This is a genomic window from Brevundimonas vesicularis (assembly GCF_027105095.1).
Taxonomy (GTDB): Bacteria; Pseudomonadota; Alphaproteobacteria; order Caulobacterales; family Caulobacteraceae; genus Brevundimonas; species Brevundimonas vesicularis_E.
In genome coordinates this window covers 95154-113109 of the sequence record NZ_CP114278.1, presented here as the reverse complement: position 1 = coordinate 113109, position 17956 = coordinate 95154, and the positions used below count along the sequence as shown (strand labels likewise).

Below are 17956 nucleotides of genomic sequence, written 5' to 3'. Positions count from 1 at the left end.
CCGGCGGGGCGGGTATCTAGTCGGCGTCTCGCGATCAGTTTACTGAAGCCGGCGCCTCGGCTTGGCGTTGGAAGGCAAGAGCGATCAAACGCTCCCAACCCAGCAGAGAGACCAGATGGGCGTAGATTTGGCCCAGAGCCCCGTTGTCCCGCAGCTCGACCAGTTTCTCGGCCGAAAGAGCGCGCAGCTTGTCTTCTGACACCGCGTAGTATTCGGCAATCTTCTGCGGCTGCGCTGGCGTGCCGTCGGCGTTGCGTGGAGTGAAGGTCGCGTCGCGCACATCCAGCAGATCGAGCTCGTTCACGAGAGCCAGGAAGGCTTCCGTACGAAGACGCTCCTGCTCGAAGTTGTTGCAGAAATCCATCGCCATCTGCGTGTATTCGCTCGCTTGTCCATCAACGAACAAGGGGTTTTCGCCGCCCTCTACGACGATCTCTGCATCGCGATCGATGCAAAGGACCATGCGCTCATTCTGCTTGTCGTCAGCGAAGACGAAGGGATAGCGGCGCACGTAGGCGGGAACGTAGGCGTCAGGGCGGAAGTCGCCTGCTGCAGACACAAAAAGATTGTCGCCCTGACGCAGACCCATGACCGCCATGGGCAGTTTCTGGTCGCCGATGAAGATGATTGGGTAGGACAACGCCGCCGGGGCGAATTCGGTGACCGTCAGCGGGACGATATTGGTCTTGCCGACGAACGCATAAGGCTTCTCGGCCGGGTTGACGCCAAGCGAGGCATGAAGGCCGGCGTCCAACGGCTCAGGGTTGGTGTAGAAGAGGACGTTGCCTTCAAGCGGCGAATTGTTCGTGTCGGTCATGAAGCGAGGACGCTCTGGTTAAAGATCGGAGGCGCGCCTTCTAGCCCAACGCCGCGCAACCGGCAAACCCGCGATGCGTCGGTTGCAGTGGGGGTCGCCAGCCATTAGCTGTGGCGTATGGGTTCCGCCTGCGATCACGACCATGACCACTCCGGCCTGAACGGCGGGGCGCTGGACCGCGCCCTGGCGGCGGCCGAGGCGCGCGCGGTCCAGCAGGGCGAGCGTATGACGGCCCAGCGTCGTCGCGTCCTGGCCCTGCTGCTGGAAAGCGGCGAGCCGGTTAAGGCCTACGATCTGATCGCGCGCTTCGGCGAAGACGGCCAGGCCGCCAAGCCGCCGACCGTCTATCGGGCGTTGGAGTTTCTGGAGCGGCTGGGCATGGTCCACCGCATCGCCTCGATCAGCGCCTATGTCGCCTGCACCGACGACGGCGAGGCCGCCCACGCGGCCGCCTTTTTGATCTGCGACTGCTGCGGCGCGACGCGCGAGGTCAGCGGCCCCGACCAGAGCGCCATGAACGCCGCCGCCTCAGCCGCCGGCTACGCCATCGCCCGCACCACGATCGAGGCGCACGGTCGCTGCGCCGCCTGTCGCGAAGTCGCATGACCATGGATGCGGCGTTGATGTCCCCACCGCGTCGCCTGTCCGTGCCAATCGACAATCGCTGGGGCGCCGGCGAGATGGTCGTGCTGGATTTCGGTGATCCGAACCGGCCGGTCGATCTGATCTTCTCTCACGCCAACGGCTTCAACGCCGCCACCTATCGCAGCCTCTTGTCGCCGTTGTCGGCGTCCTTGCGGATCTGGGCGCCGGATCTGCGCGGCCATGGACGGTCTGCGCTGCCGACCTTCGCCCGGCCCAAGACCAGCTGGCTGGACCACCGCGACGACCTGCTGGCGCTGCTGGAGGCCATCGACGGCCCGCCCGTGGTCATGGCCGGCCATTCGATGGGCGGCACGGCCTCGCTTCTGGCGGCCGCCGTTCGGCCTGATCGGGTGTCCAGCCTGGTGCTGTTCGATCCGGTGATCTGGAAACGATCTGCGGTCTTCGCTTTCAACCTGCCCTTCGCCCACAAGCTGATGAAGGCGATCCCCATCGCCAAGGCCACCCTGCGCCGTCGCAGCCAGTTCGACAGCCGCGAACAGGCCATGGCCGCCTATCGCGGGCGCGGCGCCTTTAAGGGTTGGCCCGACATGGTCCTGGCCGACTATCTTTCCGAAGGCCTGAACGAAGGCGACGGCGGGTTCAGCCTGACCGCGGCGCCGGCCTGGGAGGCGGCCAACTACGCAGCCCAGGCGCACGATCCGTGGCGGGCCATGAACCGCTATCCCGGACCGGTTCGCATCCTCAAAGCCGAACACGGCGCCCTGACCCATGTGCCGGTCCGGCCCCGTGGCCTGCCCAATGTCTCCGTCGAGGTCGTGGCCGGCGGCGGGCACCTGTTCCCCATGACCCATGCCGACGTGGCGCGCGACGCCCTGTTCGACGCCGCCGTCTGAGAACGAATTCTGTAGGCGGAGCATGGGCGCGCGCTATAAGGGCGCCGCTGAGCATAACGCCCGCCGCCCGAGACGCCGCTTGTCCTTCTTCCACGCCGGTCCCGCGCCCAAAGGCGCCGGCCCCCGCTCCGGGGCGCTGCGCGACGGTTTGATCCTCGCTCCAGGCATGAAGGTCGGTCTGTTCGGCGGCTCCTTCAATCCCGCCCACGACGGTCACGCCCATGTCGCCGAGACCGCCATGCGGCGTCTGGATCTCGACCGGGTCGTCTGGCTGGTCTCGCCGCAGAACCCGCTGAAGGACGCCCGTCACAGCGCGCCGCTGGAAGACCGCATGTCCTCGGCGCGCCGGCACGCGCGTGGTCCGTCGATGATCGTCTCGGATTTCGAGAGCCGGGCCGGCGTCGCCTGGACCGTGGACACCCTGCGCCTTCTGGTCGCGCGGCATCCGGGCGTGCATTTCGTCTGGCTGATGGGGTCGGACAATCTGGCCAGCTTCCACCGCTGGCGAGGCTGGACCGACATCATGCGGCTGATGCCGGTGGCCGTCATCGCCCGGCCGGGTTCGCTGCTGGACAGCCGCACGGCGCCGGCCGCCGCCCGCTTCGCCGGTTTCCGCATTCCCGCCCAGCAGGCGGGGCTTCTGCCGACGCTTCAGGCGCCCGCCTGGACCTATCTGACGGCGCCGCTCAATCCCCTGTCGTCCACGGCGATCAGGACCGGCAAAGGCGTGCGCGCGACCTCGTGATCACCGGATGATTCGGGCGGCGGTTCACGTTGCGGCCTATCCGTGCTAGAGGGCTTCTTTAGTCAACGCTCCCGGAGCCCTCCGCTGACCCCCTCGCCCGCGTATGATACGCAAGACGCCGCCGTCTCGAATACGGCGCACGAGATGGACCCTATCGAACCTCTCCATTCCGAAGACGGCTTTGAATCCGACGCCTCCCCGCGCGGCTTCGACGATTCCGCTCCCCGCCCCGTCGGCTCCACGCCGCTGGAAGAAGCCCTGCTGAGCCGCCTCGACGAGGACAAGGCCCAGGACATGGTCCTGATCGACCTGAAGGGCAAAAGCGCTATGGCTGACACCATGATCGTGGCGTCTGGTCGTTCGCACCGTCACGTCGGCGCCATCGCCGACCACCTGCTGCGCACGCTCAAGGAACAGGGCCTCGGTAAGGCCAAGGTCGAGGGGCTGCCGCACTGCGACTGGGTTCTGATCGACGCCGGCGATGTGATCGTGCACCTGTTCCGCCCGGAAGTGCGCACCTTCTACAACATCGAAAAGATCTGGGCGGTCGATTCCGCTCACCGCATGGTCCGCGACTGACAAGATGAAGCTGAGCATCGTCGCCATCGGCCGACCGGGCCGAGGGCCTGAAGCGACGCTCGCCGACGACTACGCCAAGCGCGCCACCCTGTCGGGGCGCGCGCTTGGCCTCGGTCCACTCGAACTGATCGATCTGGAAGCCCGCAAAACCGGCAAGGCGCCGGAGGCCGAGCTGATCCTCGCTGCCGCCGAGGGCGCGCACCTGATTGCCTGCGACGAGCGCGGCAAGACCTATTCCTCGCGCGCCTTCGCCGACCACATCGCCAAACTTAGGGATCAGGGCGAGCGCCGTCTGGTCTTCGCCATCGGCGGGGCGGACGGGCTGGACGCCAGCGTGCGCGACGCCGCGTCCTCGACCCTAGCCTTCGGTCCCCAGACCTGGCCTCACGCCCTGGCGCGCGCCATGCTGGCCGAACAGCTGTATCGGGCCGTGACCATTCTGGCCGGATCGCCCTATCATCGCGACTGACATGCGTCGCGCCATACCCTTATCGCTGGCCCTGCTGACGGGTTTCGTCTGCGCTGCCCCGGCGATGAGCAACCAGGCGCCCGAGAGCGAACTGTCGCGCATCCAAGCCGAATACCGCGACGAAACGGTGCGCGCCCGTCGTCTGCGCGCTGACGCCGACGCCGCCAAGACCGAACTGGCTCAGTTGGAGCGCCGCCTGGCCTCGCTGCGAGCCGACGAACAGACCGGCGACCGTCAGATCGACGATCAGCGCGCGCGCCTCCAGCAACTGACCGAACGCGAGGCCGAACTGGTCACGGACCTGACGCGTGAGCGCGGCGCCCAGGGCCGTCTGCTCAGCGCGCTGCAGATGATGAGCCGCCGCCCGCCGCCGCCCTTGCTGGTGCCCGCCGACAAGGCCATCGACACGGTGCGCGCCTCCATCCTGCTCAAGGCCATGACGCCGGATCTGGAAGGCCGCGCCAAGGTGCTGGCCGCCCGTCAGGCCGAGATCATGCGCATCCGCCGCCTCGCCGTCCTGTCCTCGGAGCGACTGCTGACGACCGAGAGCGAGCAAGGCGACCGGCGCGGCGAGATCGAGGGGCTGACGGCGCGCAAGACCGCCCTGACCGCCGTCCTGAACGCCGAGGCCCGCGCCGCCGAACGCGCCGCCGCCGTGCTGGAGCGCCGCATCCGCGAACTGGGCGGCGCGGTCCCGACCACCCAGGCCGAAGAGACGCCGACCGCTCGCCTTCCGGCCGGACGCGGTCGCCTCAGTTCGCCCGTCGCCGGCGCGCCCAGCCAGACTTGGGGCGCCGGAACCTCCGGCTGGCGCTGGCGGGCTGACCGCGCGGCCGTCGCCGCGCCCGCCGACGCCAAGGTCGCCTACGCCGGGCCGCTGACGGGGTGGGGCAATGTGGTGGTGCTGGACCTCGGTCCCGGCTGGCGCGCCGTCATCGCCGGCCTGGAAAGCGTCGATGTGGGTCCGGACGCCCGGGTCTCGGACGGCCAGACCCTGGGGCGCAGCGGCCCGGACGGCGACGTCTATTTCGAACTGCGCCGCGACGAACGGCCGATCGATCCGGGACCGTGGTTGCGTTGAACCCGCAATAGTCCTTTGCATTCTCGTCTGACGCTGATTTTATCGGCGGGACGCCGCGTCGCCACGATTTGGTCGTGAGGACGGGGCCTTAACCTTCCCACGGGCGCCCACAGTGATCGGCCCGACCGAAAGAGACCGAATGCGTAAACTGCTCCTCGTCGGCTGCGCCGCTCTGGTGCTCGGCGGATCCGCCGCTGCTGTCAGCAGCCAGACCCCGCGAAACGAAACCTTCCGCATGCTGGAGCTGTTCGGCGACGTGGTCGGCATCGTCGAGCAGGCCTACGTCGTCCCGGTCGACAACAAGAAGCTGATCGAGGCCGCGCTGGCCGGCATGATGACGGCGCTGGATCCGCACTCCAACTATCTGCCGCCCTCCAACTACGACGATCTGCGCGAACGCACCGAGGGCCAGTATTCGGGCGTCGGCCTGACCATCAGCGCCGACGGCGGCATGGTGAAGGTCATCTCGCCGATGGACGACAGCCCCGCCGCCAAAGCCGGGGTCCAGGCGGGCGACGTGATCTCTTCGATCGAGGGCCAGAACGCGGCGGGCCTGACGGTCAGCCAGGTGTCCGAGAAGCTGCGTGGCGCCGTGGGCACCAGCGTCAAGGTGACCTTCCTGCGCGACGGTTCAGACCCGCTGGAAGTGACCCTGACCCGCGAGGTCATCAAGGTTCAGTCGGTCACAGGCAGGGTCGAGGGCGACTTCGGCTATCTGCGCGTCTCGACATTCAACGAGAACACCGGCCGCGAGCTGAACGAGGCCATCGCCAAGATCAAGGCCGAGAAGCCGGGCGTGAAGGGCTATGTCCTGGACCTGCGCAACAACGGCGGCGGCCTGCTGAACGCCGCCATCGATGTGTCCGACGCCTTCCTGGAACGCGGCGAGATCGTCAGCCAGCGGGGCAGGAAGCCCGAGCAGATCCAGCGCTATTCCGCCAAGCCCGGCGACGTCACCGGCGGCCTGCCGCTGGTCGTCCTGGTCAACTACGGCTCGGCCTCGGCGTCGGAAATCGTCGCCGGCGCCCTGAAGGATCACCAGCGCGCGACCATCGTGGGCCTGACCAGCTTCGGCAAGGGATCGGTCCAGACCGTGATCCCGCTGCGTCAGGGCCAGGACGGCGCCTTGTCGATCACGACTGCGCGCTACTACACCCCCTCGGGCGCCTCGATCCAGAAGATCGGCATCGAGCCGGATCTCGAGGTTGCGCGTTCGGAGGCCGAGGCGCGCATCGTCTCGCGGTCCAGCTTCATCTATTCCGAGGCCGCCTACGCCACGGCCCTGGACGCCTCCATCGGCGCCGAGCGCAAGGGTCCGCACACCCCGCGCGAAGCTCCGGGCGACAAGTTCGACAAGGAAAAGGACTATCAGCTTCAGCGCGCGCTGGACGTCCTGCGCGCCGGCGGCGACCTGTCGAAACTGCCGGCCGCGCCCGAAGGCATCGTCGTCACCGAGCCGGGTTCGACGCCCAAGCCCGACGCCGAACCGGCGGCGGACGAACCGAAGGAAGAATAGGACGGGGAAGGGCGGCGCGAGCCGCCTTTTTTCTTGCGCCTACGACAGGCGGTCGCGGAAGGCCGAATAGTCGAACGCGCGCACCGTCGTCAGCGCATCCGTCTGGGAGTTCCACAGCACGATGGACGGCAGCGGCACGCCGTTGAAGGTGTTGGTCTTCACCATCGAATAGTGGGCCTGGTCCAGAAACGCGATGCGCGTTCCCGGCGTCGGCCGTTCGGCGAAGACGTAGTCGCCGATGATGTCGCCGGCCAGGCACGACGGCCCGCCCAGCCGCACCGTCACCCCATGTTCGGGCTCTTTCAGCAGCGCGGGGCGATAGGGTGCCTCGATCACATCCGGCATATGGCAGGTGGCCGAGATGTCTGTGATGCCGATGGGCATGCCGTTTTCGAACACGTCCAGCACCTCGCCGATCAGGATGCCGGCGTCCAGCGCCACGGCCTCGCCCGGCTCCAGATAGACCTGAACCCCGTGCCGGGCCTGCAGATCGCGCACGAAGGCGGTCAGATCCTCGGTCTGATAGTCGGCGCGGGTGATGTGGTGCCCCCCGCCCAGGTTCAACCATTTGATCCCGCCCAGCAGCGGCGCCAGCTTCGGCTCCACCGCCGCCCAGATGCGCGACAGCGGCTGGAAATCCTGCTCGCACAGCGCATGGATATGCAGACCATCCACGCCGATCAGATGGTCGGCCGTCAGTTGCGACACCGGAAAGCCCAGGCGCGAACAGGGCTGGGCCGGGTCGTATTTGGCGACCTCGCCTTCGGAATGTTCAGGGTTCAGCCGCAGGCCGATCTCGAACACCTGCCCTTCAGCCCGCGCCTTGGCGATCAGATCGGCGAAACGGGCGATCTGGGCCGGGTTGTTGAAGATGACGTGGTCCGACAAACGCAGGATCTCAGGCAGGTCCTGCGCCGTATAGGCCGGCGAATAGGTGGTCAGCTCGCCCGTGTAGAACTCGCGCGCCAGCCGCGCCTCCCACAGACCCGACGCGCAGACCCCGTCGAGGTATTCGCCGACCACATCGGCCAGCGACCACATCGAAAACGCCTTCAGCGCCAGAAGCACGCGCGCCTCCGCTCCGTCGCGCACGCCCTTCAGCACGGACAGATTGCGACGGATGGCCGCCTCGTCCACCACGAAGGCGGGCGAGGCGACGCGGTTCAGGTCGAAATGCGCAAAGGCGCCCGGATCGCCGGCCTGGGTCTGCATTCAGTCGGTCCGATCAGAAGTCCAGAGGGGCGTCCAGGTCCTGAACCTTCCACGGCAGGCCGTGCTTGTTCAGCATGTCCATGAAGGGATCGGGGTCCAGCTGCTCCATGTTGAACACGCCATCGCCCTTCCACTGGCCCGTCACCATCAGGGCCGCGCCGATCATGGCCGGCACGCCGGTGGTGTAGCTGACGGCCTGGTTGCCGGTCTCGGCATAGGCCTCTTCGTGGTCACAGATGTTGTTGACGTAGACCGTCTTCTTGACCCCGTCCTTCAGGCCGGTGGCGATGACGCCGATGTTGGTCTTGCCCTTGGTGATCGGACCCAGCGAGGCCGGCTCGGGCAGCAGGGCCTTCAGGAACTCGATCGGAATGATCTCGCGGCCCTGGAACGACATCGGCTCGATCGAGGTCATGCCGATGTTTTCCAGCACTTCGAGGTGCTTCAGATAGCTGTCGCCGAACGTCATCCAGAAGCGGATGCGCTTGATCTCGGGATAGAACTTCGCCAGCGATTCCAGCTCCTCATGGTACATGAGGTACATGTTCTTCGGACCCACGCCTTCGAAGTCGAAGGTCTGTTTGTGGCTCAGCGCCGGGCCTTCGACCCACTGGCCGTTCTCCCAGTGACGTGAGTTCGCCGTCACTTCGCGCAGGTTGATCTCGGGGTTGAAGTTGGTCGCAAAGGGCAGGCCCGTGTCGCCGCCGTTGCAGTCCAGGATGTCTAGTGTCTCGATGGAATCCAGCAGATGCTTCTTGATGTAGGTGGTGAACACCGAGGTCACGCCGGGATCGAAGCCCGAGCCCAGCAGCGCCATCAGACCGGCGTCCTTGAAACGGTCCTGATAGGCCCACTGCCACTTGTATTCGAACTTGGCTTCGTCGCGCGGCTCGTAGTTGGCGGTGTCCAGATAGTCGACGCCGGCGGCCAGGCAGGCGTCCATGATCGACAGGTCCTGATAGGGCAGGGCCAGGTTCACGACCAGTTCGGGCTGCACCTTCTGGATCAGCGCCGTGGTCGCCGCCACGTCGTCGGCGTCGATGGCGGCCGTGTCGATGTCGACGCCGAAGCGCGATTTCACGGACTGGGCGATCGCATCGCACTTGGACTTGGTGCGGCTCGCCAGGGTGATATGCGAGAAGATGTCCGCGTTCATCGCCATCTTGTGGACGGCCACCGAACTGACGCCGCCTGCGCCGATAACCAGCACCTTGCTCATCTGTGCTTCTCCCGAAGTCTGAAACCCTGGCGACAGCGCCGCCCCTATAAAGGGCGCGGCTCTTAGCACGATGATGACAATCCGCTAAATCCCTGCGCCGATATTGGCTCTTATAGCGTGACTGAATCGCTCCGGTTGCCTTTGTGCGGTTTTTCCGCCATAAGCCGCCGCTTCCGACGCAAGTGAACCTGCGTCTCCACCGGGACGACCCTCATTTCGATGAGACGAGCCCGGCGAGAACCCTCCGCCGACGTGATCGTCGCCGGGGGCCGTTGTCGTATGGAGCCGTTTCACCTGCGCCATAAGAGGTAGTGAATGTTCGAGGCTCTGAACGAGCGGCTGACAGGCGTCTTTGACCGGATCACCGGGCGCGGCGCCCTGTCCGAAAAGGATGTCGCCGAGGCGATGCGCGAAGTGCGCGTGGCCCTGCTCGAGGCCGACGTCGCCCTTCCGGTCGTCAAGGAATTCATCGCCTTCGCCACCGAGCGCGCGACCGGCGAAGAGGTCATCCGTTCGGTCAAGCCGGCCGATCAGGTGGTCAAGATGGTCTATGACGGCCTGATCGAGATGCTGGGCGGCGAAGAGCCGGTCCCGCTGAACACCAACGCCAACCCGCCCGCCGTGGTGCTGATGGCCGGCCTTCAGGGCTCGGGCAAGACCACGACCTCGGCCAAGCTGGCGCTGCGCCTGACCAAGTTCGATCGCAAGAAGGTCATGATGGCCTCGCTGGACACGCGTCGTCCGGCCGCGATGGAACAGCTGGCCACCCTGGGCAAGCAGATCGAGGTCGCCACCCTGCCGATCGTGGTGGGCGAGAGCGCGGTCCAGATCACGCGCCGGGCGCTGCAGTCGGCAAAACTCCAGGGCTTCGACGTCCTGATCCTCGACACCGCCGGCCGCATCACCCTGGACGAGGGGCTGATGAACGAGGTGGCCGAGGTCGCCGACATCGCCAAGCCCGTCGAGACCCTGCTGGTCGCCGACAGCCTGACCGGCCAGGACGCGGTGCGCACCGCCAAGGCCTTCAACGAGCGCCTGCCCCTGACCGGCCTCGTCTTGACTCGCGCCGACGGCGACGGTCGTGGCGGCGCCATGCTGTCGATGCGGGCCGTCACCGGCCTGCCGATCAAATATCTCGGCGCCGGCGAAAAGGTCGATGCGCTGGACGTGTTCGACGCCCGTCGCGTCGCCGGCCGCATCCTGGGTCAGGGCGATATCGTCGCCCTGGTCGAAAAGGCCAGCCAGGATCTGGATCAGGCCAAGGCCGAGAAGATGGCCCGCAAACTGGCCAAGGGTCAGTTCGATCTGGATGACCTTGCCGGCCAGCTTCAGCAGATGAAGCGGATGGGCGGGCTTCAGGGCATCATGGGAATGCTGCCCGGCGTGGCCAAGATGAAGGGTCAGATGGCCGAAAGCGGCATCGACGACCGGATGATCCTGCGTCAGGAAGCCATCATCTCCTCGATGACCAAGGCCGAGCGCAAGAAGCCCGACCTGCTGAACGCCTCGCGCAAGAAGCGGATCGCCGCCGGCGCCGGCGTCGATGTGCAGGACGTGAACCGGGTTCTGAAGCAGCACCGCCAGATGGCTGACGTGGTCAAGTCGATGGCGCGCGGCGGACCCAAGAAGATGCAGCAGATGGCCGCCATGCTGGGCGGCCTCGGCGGCGGCAGCGGCGTGCCCGGAATGGGCAGCGGCCCCGACATGGCCCGCCTCAAGGCGCTGGGCGGCGGCAAGATGGCCGAACCCTCCGCCGACGATCTGAAAGCCATCCAGGACCGGCTCGCCGGACTGGGCGGCGGACAACTTCCGGGAGGTCTTCCTGGCCTGCCGGGCTTCCCTCCCAAGAAATAACGATTTTCTAGAAAGAGACCTGAAATGCTGAAGATTCGTCTGGCCCGCGGCGGCGCCAAGAAGCGCCCCTACTACCACATCGTCATCGCCGACTCGCACTCGCCGCGCGACGGCAAGTTCATCGAGAAGGTCGGCAGCTACAACCCGATGCTGCCCAAGGACGGCGCCCAACCGCGCGTCGCTCTGAAGGTCGAGCGCGTCGCCGAGTGGCTCGGCAAGGGCGCCCAGCCGACCGACCGCGTCGCCCGCTTCCTGTCGCAGGACGAGACCCTGGGCCAGAAGGTCAAGTGGACGCAGTCGAACAACCCGAACAAGGGCGCTCCGGGCAAGAAGGCGCAAGAGCGCGCCGCCGAACGCGCCCAGCGCGAAGCCGACCGCCTGGAAGCCGAAGCCGCCGCCAAGGTCGAGGCCGCTGAAGCCGCCGCCCGCGCCAAGGAAGAGGCCGCCGCCGCCGCCGAAGCCGCCAAGAACGCTCCCGCTGCTGAAGAAGCGCCTGCCGAAGAGGCTCCGGCCGCTGACGCCGCCGCCGAGGAAGCCCCGGCTGCTGAAGCGACCGAGGAAAAGGCCGAAGGCTAAGCCTTTCGGTTTGACGATGATCAGGGCGGCGTCCTTCGACGCCGCCTTTTTCATGGGTTAAGAACACGCATGACCACGGACAGCAGATTGATCCTCGTCGGCCAGATCGGCGGTGGCTTCGGCGTGCGGGGCGAGGTGCGGGTGACCGCCTTCACCGCCGACCCCCTGGCCCTGACCGCCTATGGCCCTCTGCTGCGCGCCGATGGGACCGTGGCCCTGACCCTGACCTCGACGCGGCCCGACAAGAACGGCGTCGTCGGTCGGGCCAAGGAGATCACGACCAAGGAACAGGCCGACGCGCTGCGCGGCCTGAAGCTGCACGTCCCCCGCGACCGGTTCCCCGAGCCGGATGAGGACGAGTTCTACCTCGCCGACCTCTTGGGCGTTCAGGTCCGCGACACGGCGGGCGCCGTCATGGGCACGGTGAAATCGGTTCAGAACTTCGGCGCCGACGACATGCTGGAGATCGCGCCCGCCGCCGGCGGCCCGACCTGGTATCTGCCCTTCACCAAGAAAGCGACGCCGGAACTGCATCTGGCCGACGGCTGGCTCATGGCCGTACCGCCGACTGAGGTGGGCGAGCGCGAGCCCGATTAGGCGTCCTCTACGGGCGCGTCGACGACGTGCTTCTTGATAGATTCGATCGCCCGCTTGGCGCCCGACTTGTCTGCGTAGCCTTCGGTCGAGAAGATGACCTCGGAATTGTATTTGAAGCGGACGCGGTATTCGCCGGCCTTGTCCTGATAGACTTCGAACTTGTGCGCCATCGGGCGTTCCCCTGACTGCGACCGTCGATCGGTCACGGCCAAGCTGGCATCGCCAGCCGTACGGTTCCAGACACAAGCCCGCGATCAAATGGCGCCGGTGACTGTTGCGAAGCCTGCAGACCGCGCCAACATAAGGACGGAAACCCGCAGAGGCCCGCCATGACCGACCTGTCCGCCTTCCCGATCACGCAACGCTGGCCGGCCCAGCACCCCGATCGCATCCAGTTGTATTCCCTGCCGACGCCCAACGGCGTGAAGGTCTCGATCATGCTGGAGGAGGTCGGCCTGGCCTATGAGCCGCACCTGGTCGACATCACCAAGAACGAGACCTGGGGGCCGGAGTTTTTGTCGCTGAACCCCAACGGCAAGATCCCCGCCATCCTCGATCCGAACGGCCCGAACGGAAAGCCGCTGGCCCTATTCGAATCCGGCGCCATCCTGATCTATCTGGCGGAAAAGACCGGCAAACTGCTCTCGGCCGACCCGGCGACCCGCTACGAGACGATCCAGTGGGTCATGTTCCAGATGGGCGCGATCGGCCCGATGTTCGGCCAGCTGGGCTTCTTCCACCGCTTCGCCGGCAAGGACTACGAGGACAAGCGCCCGCGCGACCGCTACGTCGCCGAAAGCCGCCGCCTGCTGGAGGTGCTGGAGACGCGGCTTGCCAATGACGGGGGAGAACCCCGCGACTGGCTTGTCGGCGACTATTCCATCGCCGATGTCGCCACCCTGGGCTGGGTCCGCAACCTGATCGGCTTCTACGAAGCGGGCGAAATCGTGGGATTCGCCGACTTCCCGCGCGTCGCCGCCTGGCTGGAGCGCGGTTTGGCCCGCCCCGCGGTCCAGCGCGGCCTAGAGATTCCGGCGCGTCACTGAACCGTCGCCGCCCACGGGCATTATCTGACGGCATCAACTGGAGCGCGACCTATGGGTATCTTCTCTTCGATCTGGAACAAGATCACGGGCCACAAGCCCAAGGCGGCGCCTCAGCCGACCCCGGCGCCCAGCGCCCAACCCGCGCCGGGCACCGCACCAACTCCGACGCCGGCCCTGCCGCCCGTCGATGTCGAGGCGGTCCTCAGCGATCTGGCGGCGTCCAAGGGCGGCGGCGGCAACTGGCGCACCTCGATCGTCGACCTGCTGAAGCTGCTGGACCTGGATTCCAGCCTGGCGGCCCGCAAGGAACTGGCCGACGAACTGAACGTCCACGCCGGCGAGCACGGCTCGGCCGAACAGAACATCGCCCTGTCCAAGGCGGTCTGGAAGAAGCTGGCCGAAAACGGCGGTCAGGTCCCGGCCTCGCTGCGGGATTAATCCCTCTCGCTGGATCAGGCCCGCGGTCTGATCCAGCGCATCGCGGCCAGCGCCGCAAACCCTACCACCAGACCCCAGAAGGCCGACCCGACGCCGAACAGGGTCAGGCCTGACGCCGTAGCCGCAAACGTCAACACAGACGCCTCGCGCGATCCAACCTCCGTCATCATGTTCTGCAGCGCGCCGGTCAGCGGCGCGATCAGCGCCAGACCCGTCACCGCCGCCAGCACGGCCGGCGGCATGGCGGTGAACAGGCCCGCCAGCGGCGCGGCGAACAGGGTCACCACCAGATAAAGACCGCCGTAGATCACGCCCACGATCCACCTCTTGGCGAAGTCGGGATGAGCGTCAGGCCCGGTGCAGATGGCCGCCGTGATCGCCGCCAGATTGACCCCATGCCCGCCGAAGGGCGCGATCAACAGGCTCGCCACGCCGGTCGACAGGATCAATCGGTTTGCGGGGGGCGGATACCCCGCGCTCCGCAGCACCACCAGCCCGGGCAGGTTCTGGGCCGCCAGCGTCACGAGAAACAACGGAAAGCCCAGGCTGACCGCGGCCTTCCAGTCGAAGACGGGCGCGATCGGCTCCAGATGGCCGAATAGGCCGGTCCCGGCGGGCAGGGTCAGCTGCCCCCGCATCGCTAGCACCGCAAAAGCCGCCGCCAGCACGGCGGGCAAGGCCCAGGTCGGCCACAGCCGTCTGAAGATCAGGAACACCGCGATCAGCCCGATGACGAGGGTCGTCTCTTCCGGCGCCACCTTGAACAGTCTCAGCACGAAGGGCAGCAACACCCCGGCTAGCATGGCCGAGGCGATGGCCGCCGGTATCCGCGCGGCCAGCCTTCCCAGCGCCGGGATCAGGCCGGTCAGGATCATCAGCAAGGCGGCGAAGACGAAGGCGCCGATCGCCGTCGGCCAGGACAGGCCCAGGGTCGAGGCCGCCAGCAGGGCCGCCCCCGGCGTGGACCAGGCCAGCACAACCGGGATCTTCAGCCGCCAGCTCAGAAAGGCGCCCGGCGCCCCGATGCCCAGGCACAGGGCCGTCACCATTGACCCGATCTGGCCCGCGTCCGCGCCCATAGCCTGGCCCGCTTGGACCACCAGGGCGACCGTCCCGCCAAACCCGATCACCGTCGCCACGGCGGCGGACGAAAAGGCGGAGGCGGGCAGGGCGCGCATGGAAAAGGCCGGAGCATTCATGCCCCGGCCTTAAACCGTCACCTCTGACGCCGGAAGGGCCGGATCAGGCTTCCCCGATCAACCTTCTCCAATCAACCTTCGATGTCTTCCGGGAGGCCCACGGCGTGGAAGCCGGCATCGACGTGGACGACTTCGCCCGTGGTCGAACGGCCCAGGTCCGAACACAGCCACAGGGCCGCGCCCGCAACGCCTTCCATCGAGGTCTCTTCCTTGATCAGCGAGAACTGCGCCGACTTGGAGTGCAGGCCGCGCCCGCCCGAAATGCCGGCCAGCGACAGGGTGCGCATGGCCCCGGCCGAGATGGCGTTGACGCGGATGTTCTTCGGACCCAGGTCGCGCGCGATATAGCGGGTCGCGGCTTCCAGCGCGGCCTTGGCCACGCCCATGGTGTTGTAGTTCGGAATGACCCGCTCGGACCCCAGATAGGTCAGGGTGATCAGGCTGCCGCCGTTCGGCATCAGCTTGGCCGCGCGCTTGGACACGTCCACGAAGCTGAAGGCCGAGATATTCATGGCCAGGAGGAAGCTGTCGCGCGTGGTGTTGTCGACAAAGCTGCCCTTCAACTCGTCCTTGTTGGCGAAGGCCACCGAATGGACGACGAAGTCGATCGTGCCGAAGGTCTTTTCCAGCTCGGCGAAGGCCGCGTCCATCGAGGCGTCGTCGGTGACGTCGGCAGGGATCAGCAGCTTTGCGCCGACGCTTTCGGCCAGGGGACGAACCCGGCGCTCCAGGCTCTCGCCCAGATAGGTGAAGGCCAGCTCGGCACCCTGGGCCGCCAGCTGCGAGGCGATGCCCCAGGCGATGGAGCTGGAGTTGGCCACGCCCATGATCAGGCCCTTCTTGCCCTTCATGAGGTCGCCGGTCGGCATGTCCCAGCCTTCGGAAGTCGCCATGGTTCGTCTCCAGATGATTTGCGCGGAGGGTTAGCAGGGGCGGGCGTAAACCGGAACCCCCGCCGCCTTCCCTTGCGTCAGAGCAGGCCCGCGATCGCCTGGCGCGCCGCGTCGCCCAGATCGGGGCGTTTCAGGGCCAGGGCGACGTTGGCGCGCAACAGGCCGATCTTGTCGCCGCAGTCGTGGGTGACGCCTTCGTATTCGACGGCGGTGAAGCTCTGGTCCGCCATCAGTCGCGCCATGGCGTCGGTCAGCTGGATCTCGCCGCCCGCGCCCTTTTCCTGCGTCGCCAAAAGGTCGAAGATCTCCGGCTGCAGGATGTAACGGCCCGAGATCGACAGGTTGGACGGCGCGGTTCCTGCGGCGGGCTTTTCGACCATGCCCTTCATGACGATGCGCGAACCGTCGCGGCTCACCGGATCGACAATGCCGTATTTGTGGGTCTGATCTTCGGGGACGGATTCCACGCCGATGATGTTGCCGCCGGTTTCGGCATAGACCTCGGCCAACTGCTTCAGGGCGCCGGGCTGAGAATCCACGATGACGTCGGGCAGGATGACGGCGAAGGGCTCGTGGCCGATGATATCGCGCGCGCACCAGACGGCGTGGCCCAGGCCCTTGGGCTGCATCTGGCGGGTGAAGCTCATCTCTCCGGCCGAGGCCAGTTCGGCGTTCATCATCTCCAGGATATCGGTCTTGCCCTTGGCCAGAAGCTGGGCTTCCAGCTCGATCTGGTGATCGAAATAGTCCTCGATCGCGCCCTTGGAGCGACCGGTGACGAAGACGATGTGCTCGATCCCGGCTTCGCGCGCCTCTTCGACGATGTAGGACAGGATCGGCCGGTCGACGACGTTCAGCAGTTCCTTGGGCGTCGTCTTGGTGCCGGGCAGGACCCGGGTGCCGAGGCCCGCGACGGGCAGTACGGCCTTGCGCAGGCGCGCGGGCGTGGTGGTCATAAAATCATCCTGACAGCTATCCCGCCCCTTCTACGGCCTCGTGCGCTTCAGTTGAAGCGCTTCGCGCTTCAACGGGGCGACCCGGTGAAAGAAGGGGCGGAACGGCGGTCGGGTTCCGCCTTATTTGGCGGGGCGTGCCATCGGCGTCATGGCGGCGATGGTCGCGCGCTGGGCCAGCAGTTGGTCTTCCGGCAGCGGGATCAGGCCGCGGTCGGCCAGATAACCGCCCTTGCCGGCGGCGCCTTCCGACAGGAACTCCTGCACGAACTGCTGCAGGCCCGGAATAACGCCGATATGGGCCTTCTTCACATAGATGTAGAGGCTGCGCGACAGCGGGTATTCACCGCTGGCGATGGTGTCGGCGGTCGGGGCGACGCCGTCGATGGTCTCGGCCTTCACCGTATCCAGGTTCTGCTCCAGGAACGAATAGCCGAACACCCCCAGCGAGCCTGGCGTGCGGGTCAGGGTCTGGACGATGGCGTTGTCGTTCTCGCCGGAATCGATCCAGGCGCCGTCCTCGCGCAGGGTGTGGGCGATGGCTTCGAACCGATCCTTGTCGTCTTCGATCGCCTTAACCGCCGGCACCAGTTTGGCGCCCGGCGTCATGCCCAGCTCCAGGAAGGCGTCGCGCGTTCCCGAGGTGGGCGGCGGGCCATAGACCTGGATGCGCTGGTTCGGCAGGCCGGCGTTGACCTGGTTCCAGGTCTTGGCCGGATTGGCGACGAACTGACCGTTGGCGCCCGGCACTTCCTTGGCCAGGCCTTCGTACAGGTCGTTCAGTTCGAAGTTGAAGCCGTTGCCGTTACGGGCCGTGGCGATGACGATGCCGTCGAAGCCGATCTTGATCTCGACGATGTCGGTGACGCCGTTCTTGGCGCACAGGTCGAACTCGGACTGCTTCATCTGACGCGAGGCGTTGGCGATGTCCGGGGTGGTCGGGCCGACGCCCTGGCAGAAGGCCTGGATGCCGCCGCCGGTGCCCAGCGATTCGACGCGCGGCGCCGCGCCGCCCGAACCGCGCGCGAAGGTCTCGGCGACCCGCGTGGCGAAGGGGAAGACGGTCGACGAACCGGCCGCCCAGATGCCGGAGCGCGCCCCGGAGGCGGAGCCGCCCCCGCCGTTGTCGCCACAGGCCGCCAGGGCCAGAAGGGCGGCGGCCGAAGCCGCCAGTTTCAGTGTGCGGATCATCCAAGGCTCTCCCTGAGCATCGATTTCGCGATGCTTAGAGCAGAGGATTATGACAGTCCCGCGAAGGGGACC

Annotated in this window: 20 protein-coding genes; 12 read left to right on the top strand and 8 right to left on the bottom strand. The window is 66.8% G+C overall.

Annotation, left to right across the window (positions count from 1 at the left end; all coding sequences use genetic code 11):
* Positions 1 to 34 precede the first annotated feature (34 nt).
* Positions 35 to 817 (bottom strand): SapC family protein, encoded by a 783-nt coding sequence (locus tag O2K97_RS00560; RefSeq protein ID WP_112862826.1) that lies wholly within the window; start codon positions 815 to 817, stop codon positions 35 to 37.
* 117 nt (positions 818 to 934) lie between these two features.
* Here O2K97_RS00560 and O2K97_RS00555 point away from each other — a divergent pair, with 117 nt between their 5' ends.
* The 7 genes from O2K97_RS00555 to O2K97_RS00525 all read left to right on the top strand — a co-directional run bounded on the left by O2K97_RS00555 (position 935) and on the right by O2K97_RS00525 (position 6706).
* Positions 935 to 1423, top strand: a complete 489-nt coding sequence (locus O2K97_RS00555; protein WP_066554022.1) for a Fur family transcriptional regulator — start codon at positions 935 to 937, stop codon at positions 1421 to 1423.
* A gap of 2 nt (positions 1424 to 1425) precedes the next feature.
* Complete coding sequence (locus tag O2K97_RS00550; RefSeq protein WP_269221075.1) at positions 1426 to 2316, top strand: alpha/beta fold hydrolase; 891 nt, start codon at positions 1426 to 1428, stop codon at positions 2314 to 2316.
* Between the two features lie 79 nt (positions 2317 to 2395).
* Positions 2396 to 3061, top strand: coding sequence for a nicotinate-nucleotide adenylyltransferase (locus O2K97_RS00545; RefSeq protein ID WP_269220049.1), 666 nt, complete (start codon positions 2396 to 2398; stop codon positions 3059 to 3061).
* A gap of 144 nt (positions 3062 to 3205) precedes the next feature.
* Entirely contained in the window at positions 3206 to 3640 is a 435-nt protein-coding gene (gene rsfS / locus O2K97_RS00540; RefSeq protein WP_082064315.1) for a ribosome silencing factor, read from the top strand.
* Positions 3641 to 3644: 4 nt separating this feature from the next.
* Positions 3645 to 4109 carry a 23S rRNA (pseudouridine(1915)-N(3))-methyltransferase RlmH gene (gene rlmH / locus O2K97_RS00535; protein WP_269220048.1) on the top strand — a complete coding sequence of 155 codons (465 nt, stop codon included), beginning with the start codon at positions 3645 to 3647 and terminating at the stop codon, positions 4107 to 4109.
* A 1-nt stretch (position 4110) separates the two neighbouring features.
* Positions 4111 to 5190, top strand: a complete 1080-nt coding sequence (locus O2K97_RS00530) for a murein hydrolase activator EnvC family protein (RefSeq protein ID WP_269220047.1) — start codon at positions 4111 to 4113, stop codon at positions 5188 to 5190.
* Between the two features lie 139 nt (positions 5191 to 5329).
* Entirely contained in the window at positions 5330 to 6706 is a 1377-nt protein-coding gene (locus tag O2K97_RS00525) for a S41 family peptidase (protein WP_269220046.1), read from the top strand.
* A 39-nt stretch (positions 6707 to 6745) separates the two neighbouring features.
* Here the strand turns inward: O2K97_RS00525 and O2K97_RS00520 are convergent, their stop codons facing one another.
* On the bottom strand, positions 6746 to 7918 hold the full coding sequence (locus tag O2K97_RS00520; protein ID WP_269220045.1) for a carboxynorspermidine decarboxylase: 1173 nt from the start codon (positions 7916 to 7918) through the stop codon (positions 6746 to 6748).
* 13 nt (positions 7919 to 7931) lie between these two features.
* The gene (locus tag O2K97_RS00515; RefSeq protein WP_066554042.1) at positions 7932 to 9137 is read right to left on the bottom strand and encodes a saccharopine dehydrogenase family protein; all 1206 of its coding nucleotides are present in this window, start codon (positions 9135 to 9137) and stop codon (positions 7932 to 7934) included.
* A gap of 315 nt (positions 9138 to 9452) precedes the next feature.
* On the opposite strand from O2K97_RS00515, the gene ffh reads away from it, so the two are divergent.
* The 3 genes from ffh (at position 9453) to rimM (ending at position 12164) form a co-directional block, all read left to right on the top strand.
* Positions 9453 to 10991, top strand: a complete 1539-nt coding sequence (ffh, locus tag O2K97_RS00510; protein WP_269220044.1) for a signal recognition particle protein — start codon at positions 9453 to 9455, stop codon at positions 10989 to 10991.
* Between the two features lie 24 nt (positions 10992 to 11015).
* The gene (gene rpsP, locus O2K97_RS00505; protein ID WP_269220043.1) at positions 11016 to 11567 is read left to right on the top strand and encodes a 30S ribosomal protein S16; all 552 of its coding nucleotides are present in this window, start codon (positions 11016 to 11018) and stop codon (positions 11565 to 11567) included.
* 69 nt (positions 11568 to 11636) lie between these two features.
* Positions 11637 to 12164, top strand: a complete 528-nt coding sequence (gene rimM / locus O2K97_RS00500) for a ribosome maturation factor RimM (RefSeq protein ID WP_269220042.1) — start codon at positions 11637 to 11639, stop codon at positions 12162 to 12164.
* On the opposite strand, the gene O2K97_RS00495 is transcribed toward rimM, so the two are convergent.
* On the bottom strand, positions 12161 to 12334 hold the full coding sequence (locus O2K97_RS00495) for a YegP family protein (RefSeq protein ID WP_269220041.1): 174 nt from the start codon (positions 12332 to 12334) through the stop codon (positions 12161 to 12163). The two genes, rimM and O2K97_RS00495, sit on opposite strands and share 4 nt — an antisense overlap.
* Before the next feature lie 159 nt (positions 12335 to 12493).
* Here O2K97_RS00495 and O2K97_RS00490 point away from each other — a divergent pair, with 159 nt between their 5' ends.
* Positions 12494 to 13210 carry a glutathione S-transferase N-terminal domain-containing protein gene (locus O2K97_RS00490; RefSeq protein ID WP_269220040.1) on the top strand — a complete coding sequence of 239 codons (717 nt, stop codon included), beginning with the start codon at positions 12494 to 12496 and terminating at the stop codon, positions 13208 to 13210.
* A gap of 51 nt (positions 13211 to 13261) precedes the next feature.
* Complete coding sequence (locus O2K97_RS00485; protein ID WP_269220039.1) at positions 13262 to 13648, top strand: DUF3597 domain-containing protein; 387 nt, start codon at positions 13262 to 13264, stop codon at positions 13646 to 13648.
* Between the two features lie 14 nt (positions 13649 to 13662).
* Here O2K97_RS00485 and O2K97_RS00480 read toward each other — a convergent pair whose 3' ends face one another.
* The 4 genes from O2K97_RS00480 to O2K97_RS00465 form a co-directional block, all read right to left on the bottom strand.
* Positions 13663 to 14826 (bottom strand): benzoate/H(+) symporter BenE family transporter, encoded by a 1164-nt coding sequence (locus O2K97_RS00480; protein ID WP_269220038.1) that lies wholly within the window; start codon positions 14824 to 14826, stop codon positions 13663 to 13665.
* Between the two features lie 92 nt (positions 14827 to 14918).
* Complete coding sequence (locus O2K97_RS00475) at positions 14919 to 15716, bottom strand: enoyl-ACP reductase FabI (RefSeq protein ID WP_169802112.1); 798 nt, start codon at positions 15714 to 15716, stop codon at positions 14919 to 14921.
* A 101-nt stretch (positions 15717 to 15817) separates the two neighbouring features.
* On the bottom strand, positions 15818 to 16696 hold the full coding sequence (gene galU, locus O2K97_RS00470) for a UTP--glucose-1-phosphate uridylyltransferase GalU (protein ID WP_066554058.1): 879 nt from the start codon (positions 16694 to 16696) through the stop codon (positions 15818 to 15820).
* A 120-nt stretch (positions 16697 to 16816) separates the two neighbouring features.
* Positions 16817 to 17884, bottom strand: coding sequence for a substrate-binding domain-containing protein (locus O2K97_RS00465; protein WP_269220037.1), 1068 nt, complete (start codon positions 17882 to 17884; stop codon positions 16817 to 16819).
* Positions 17885 to 17956 lie beyond the last annotated feature (72 nt).

Excerpts from the sequence above, each read along its gene's own strand:
- O2K97_RS00490 (WP_269220040.1), top strand. The coding sequence starts at position 12,494 with ATGACCGACCTGTCCGCCTTCCCGATCACGCAACGCTGGCCGGCCCAG.
- O2K97_RS00485 (WP_269220039.1), top strand. The coding sequence starts at position 13,262 with ATGGGTATCTTCTCTTCGATCTGGAACAAGATCACGGGCCACAAGCCC.
- rlmH (WP_269220048.1), top strand. The coding sequence starts at position 3,645 with ATGAAGCTGAGCATCGTCGCCATCGGCCGACCGGGCCGAGGGCCTGAA.
- O2K97_RS00520 (WP_269220045.1), bottom strand. The coding sequence starts at position 7,918 with ATGCAGACCCAGGCCGGCGATCCGGGCGCCTTTGCGCATTTCGACCTG.
- O2K97_RS00550 (WP_269221075.1), top strand. The coding sequence starts at position 1,426 with ATGGATGCGGCGTTGATGTCCCCACCGCGTCGCCTGTCCGTGCCAATC.
- rimM (WP_269220042.1), top strand. The coding sequence starts at position 11,637 with ATGACCACGGACAGCAGATTGATCCTCGTCGGCCAGATCGGCGGTGGC.
- O2K97_RS00555 (WP_066554022.1), top strand. The coding sequence starts at position 935 with ATGGGTTCCGCCTGCGATCACGACCATGACCACTCCGGCCTGAACGGC.
- rsfS (WP_082064315.1), top strand. The coding sequence starts at position 3,206 with ATGGACCCTATCGAACCTCTCCATTCCGAAGACGGCTTTGAATCCGAC.
- ffh (WP_269220044.1), top strand. The coding sequence starts at position 9,453 with ATGTTCGAGGCTCTGAACGAGCGGCTGACAGGCGTCTTTGACCGGATC.
- O2K97_RS00475 (WP_169802112.1), bottom strand. The coding sequence starts at position 15,716 with ATGCCGACCGGCGACCTCATGAAGGGCAAGAAGGGCCTGATCATGGGC.
- O2K97_RS00530 (WP_269220047.1), top strand. The coding sequence starts at position 4,111 with ATGCGTCGCGCCATACCCTTATCGCTGGCCCTGCTGACGGGTTTCGTC.
- O2K97_RS00525 (WP_269220046.1), top strand. The coding sequence starts at position 5,330 with ATGCGTAAACTGCTCCTCGTCGGCTGCGCCGCTCTGGTGCTCGGCGGA.
- O2K97_RS00465 (WP_269220037.1), bottom strand. The coding sequence starts at position 17,884 with ATGATCCGCACACTGAAACTGGCGGCTTCGGCCGCCGCCCTTCTGGCC.
- O2K97_RS00515 (WP_066554042.1), bottom strand. The coding sequence starts at position 9,137 with ATGAGCAAGGTGCTGGTTATCGGCGCAGGCGGCGTCAGTTCGGTGGCC.
- galU (WP_066554058.1), bottom strand. The coding sequence starts at position 16,696 with ATGACCACCACGCCCGCGCGCCTGCGCAAGGCCGTACTGCCCGTCGCG.
- rpsP (WP_269220043.1), top strand. The coding sequence starts at position 11,016 with ATGCTGAAGATTCGTCTGGCCCGCGGCGGCGCCAAGAAGCGCCCCTAC.
- O2K97_RS00560 (WP_112862826.1), bottom strand. The coding sequence starts at position 817 with ATGACCGACACGAACAATTCGCCGCTTGAAGGCAACGTCCTCTTCTAC.
- O2K97_RS00480 (WP_269220038.1), bottom strand. The coding sequence starts at position 14,826 with ATGCGCGCCCTGCCCGCCTCCGCCTTTTCGTCCGCCGCCGTGGCGACG.
- O2K97_RS00495 (WP_269220041.1), bottom strand. The coding sequence starts at position 12,334 with ATGGCGCACAAGTTCGAAGTCTATCAGGACAAGGCCGGCGAATACCGC.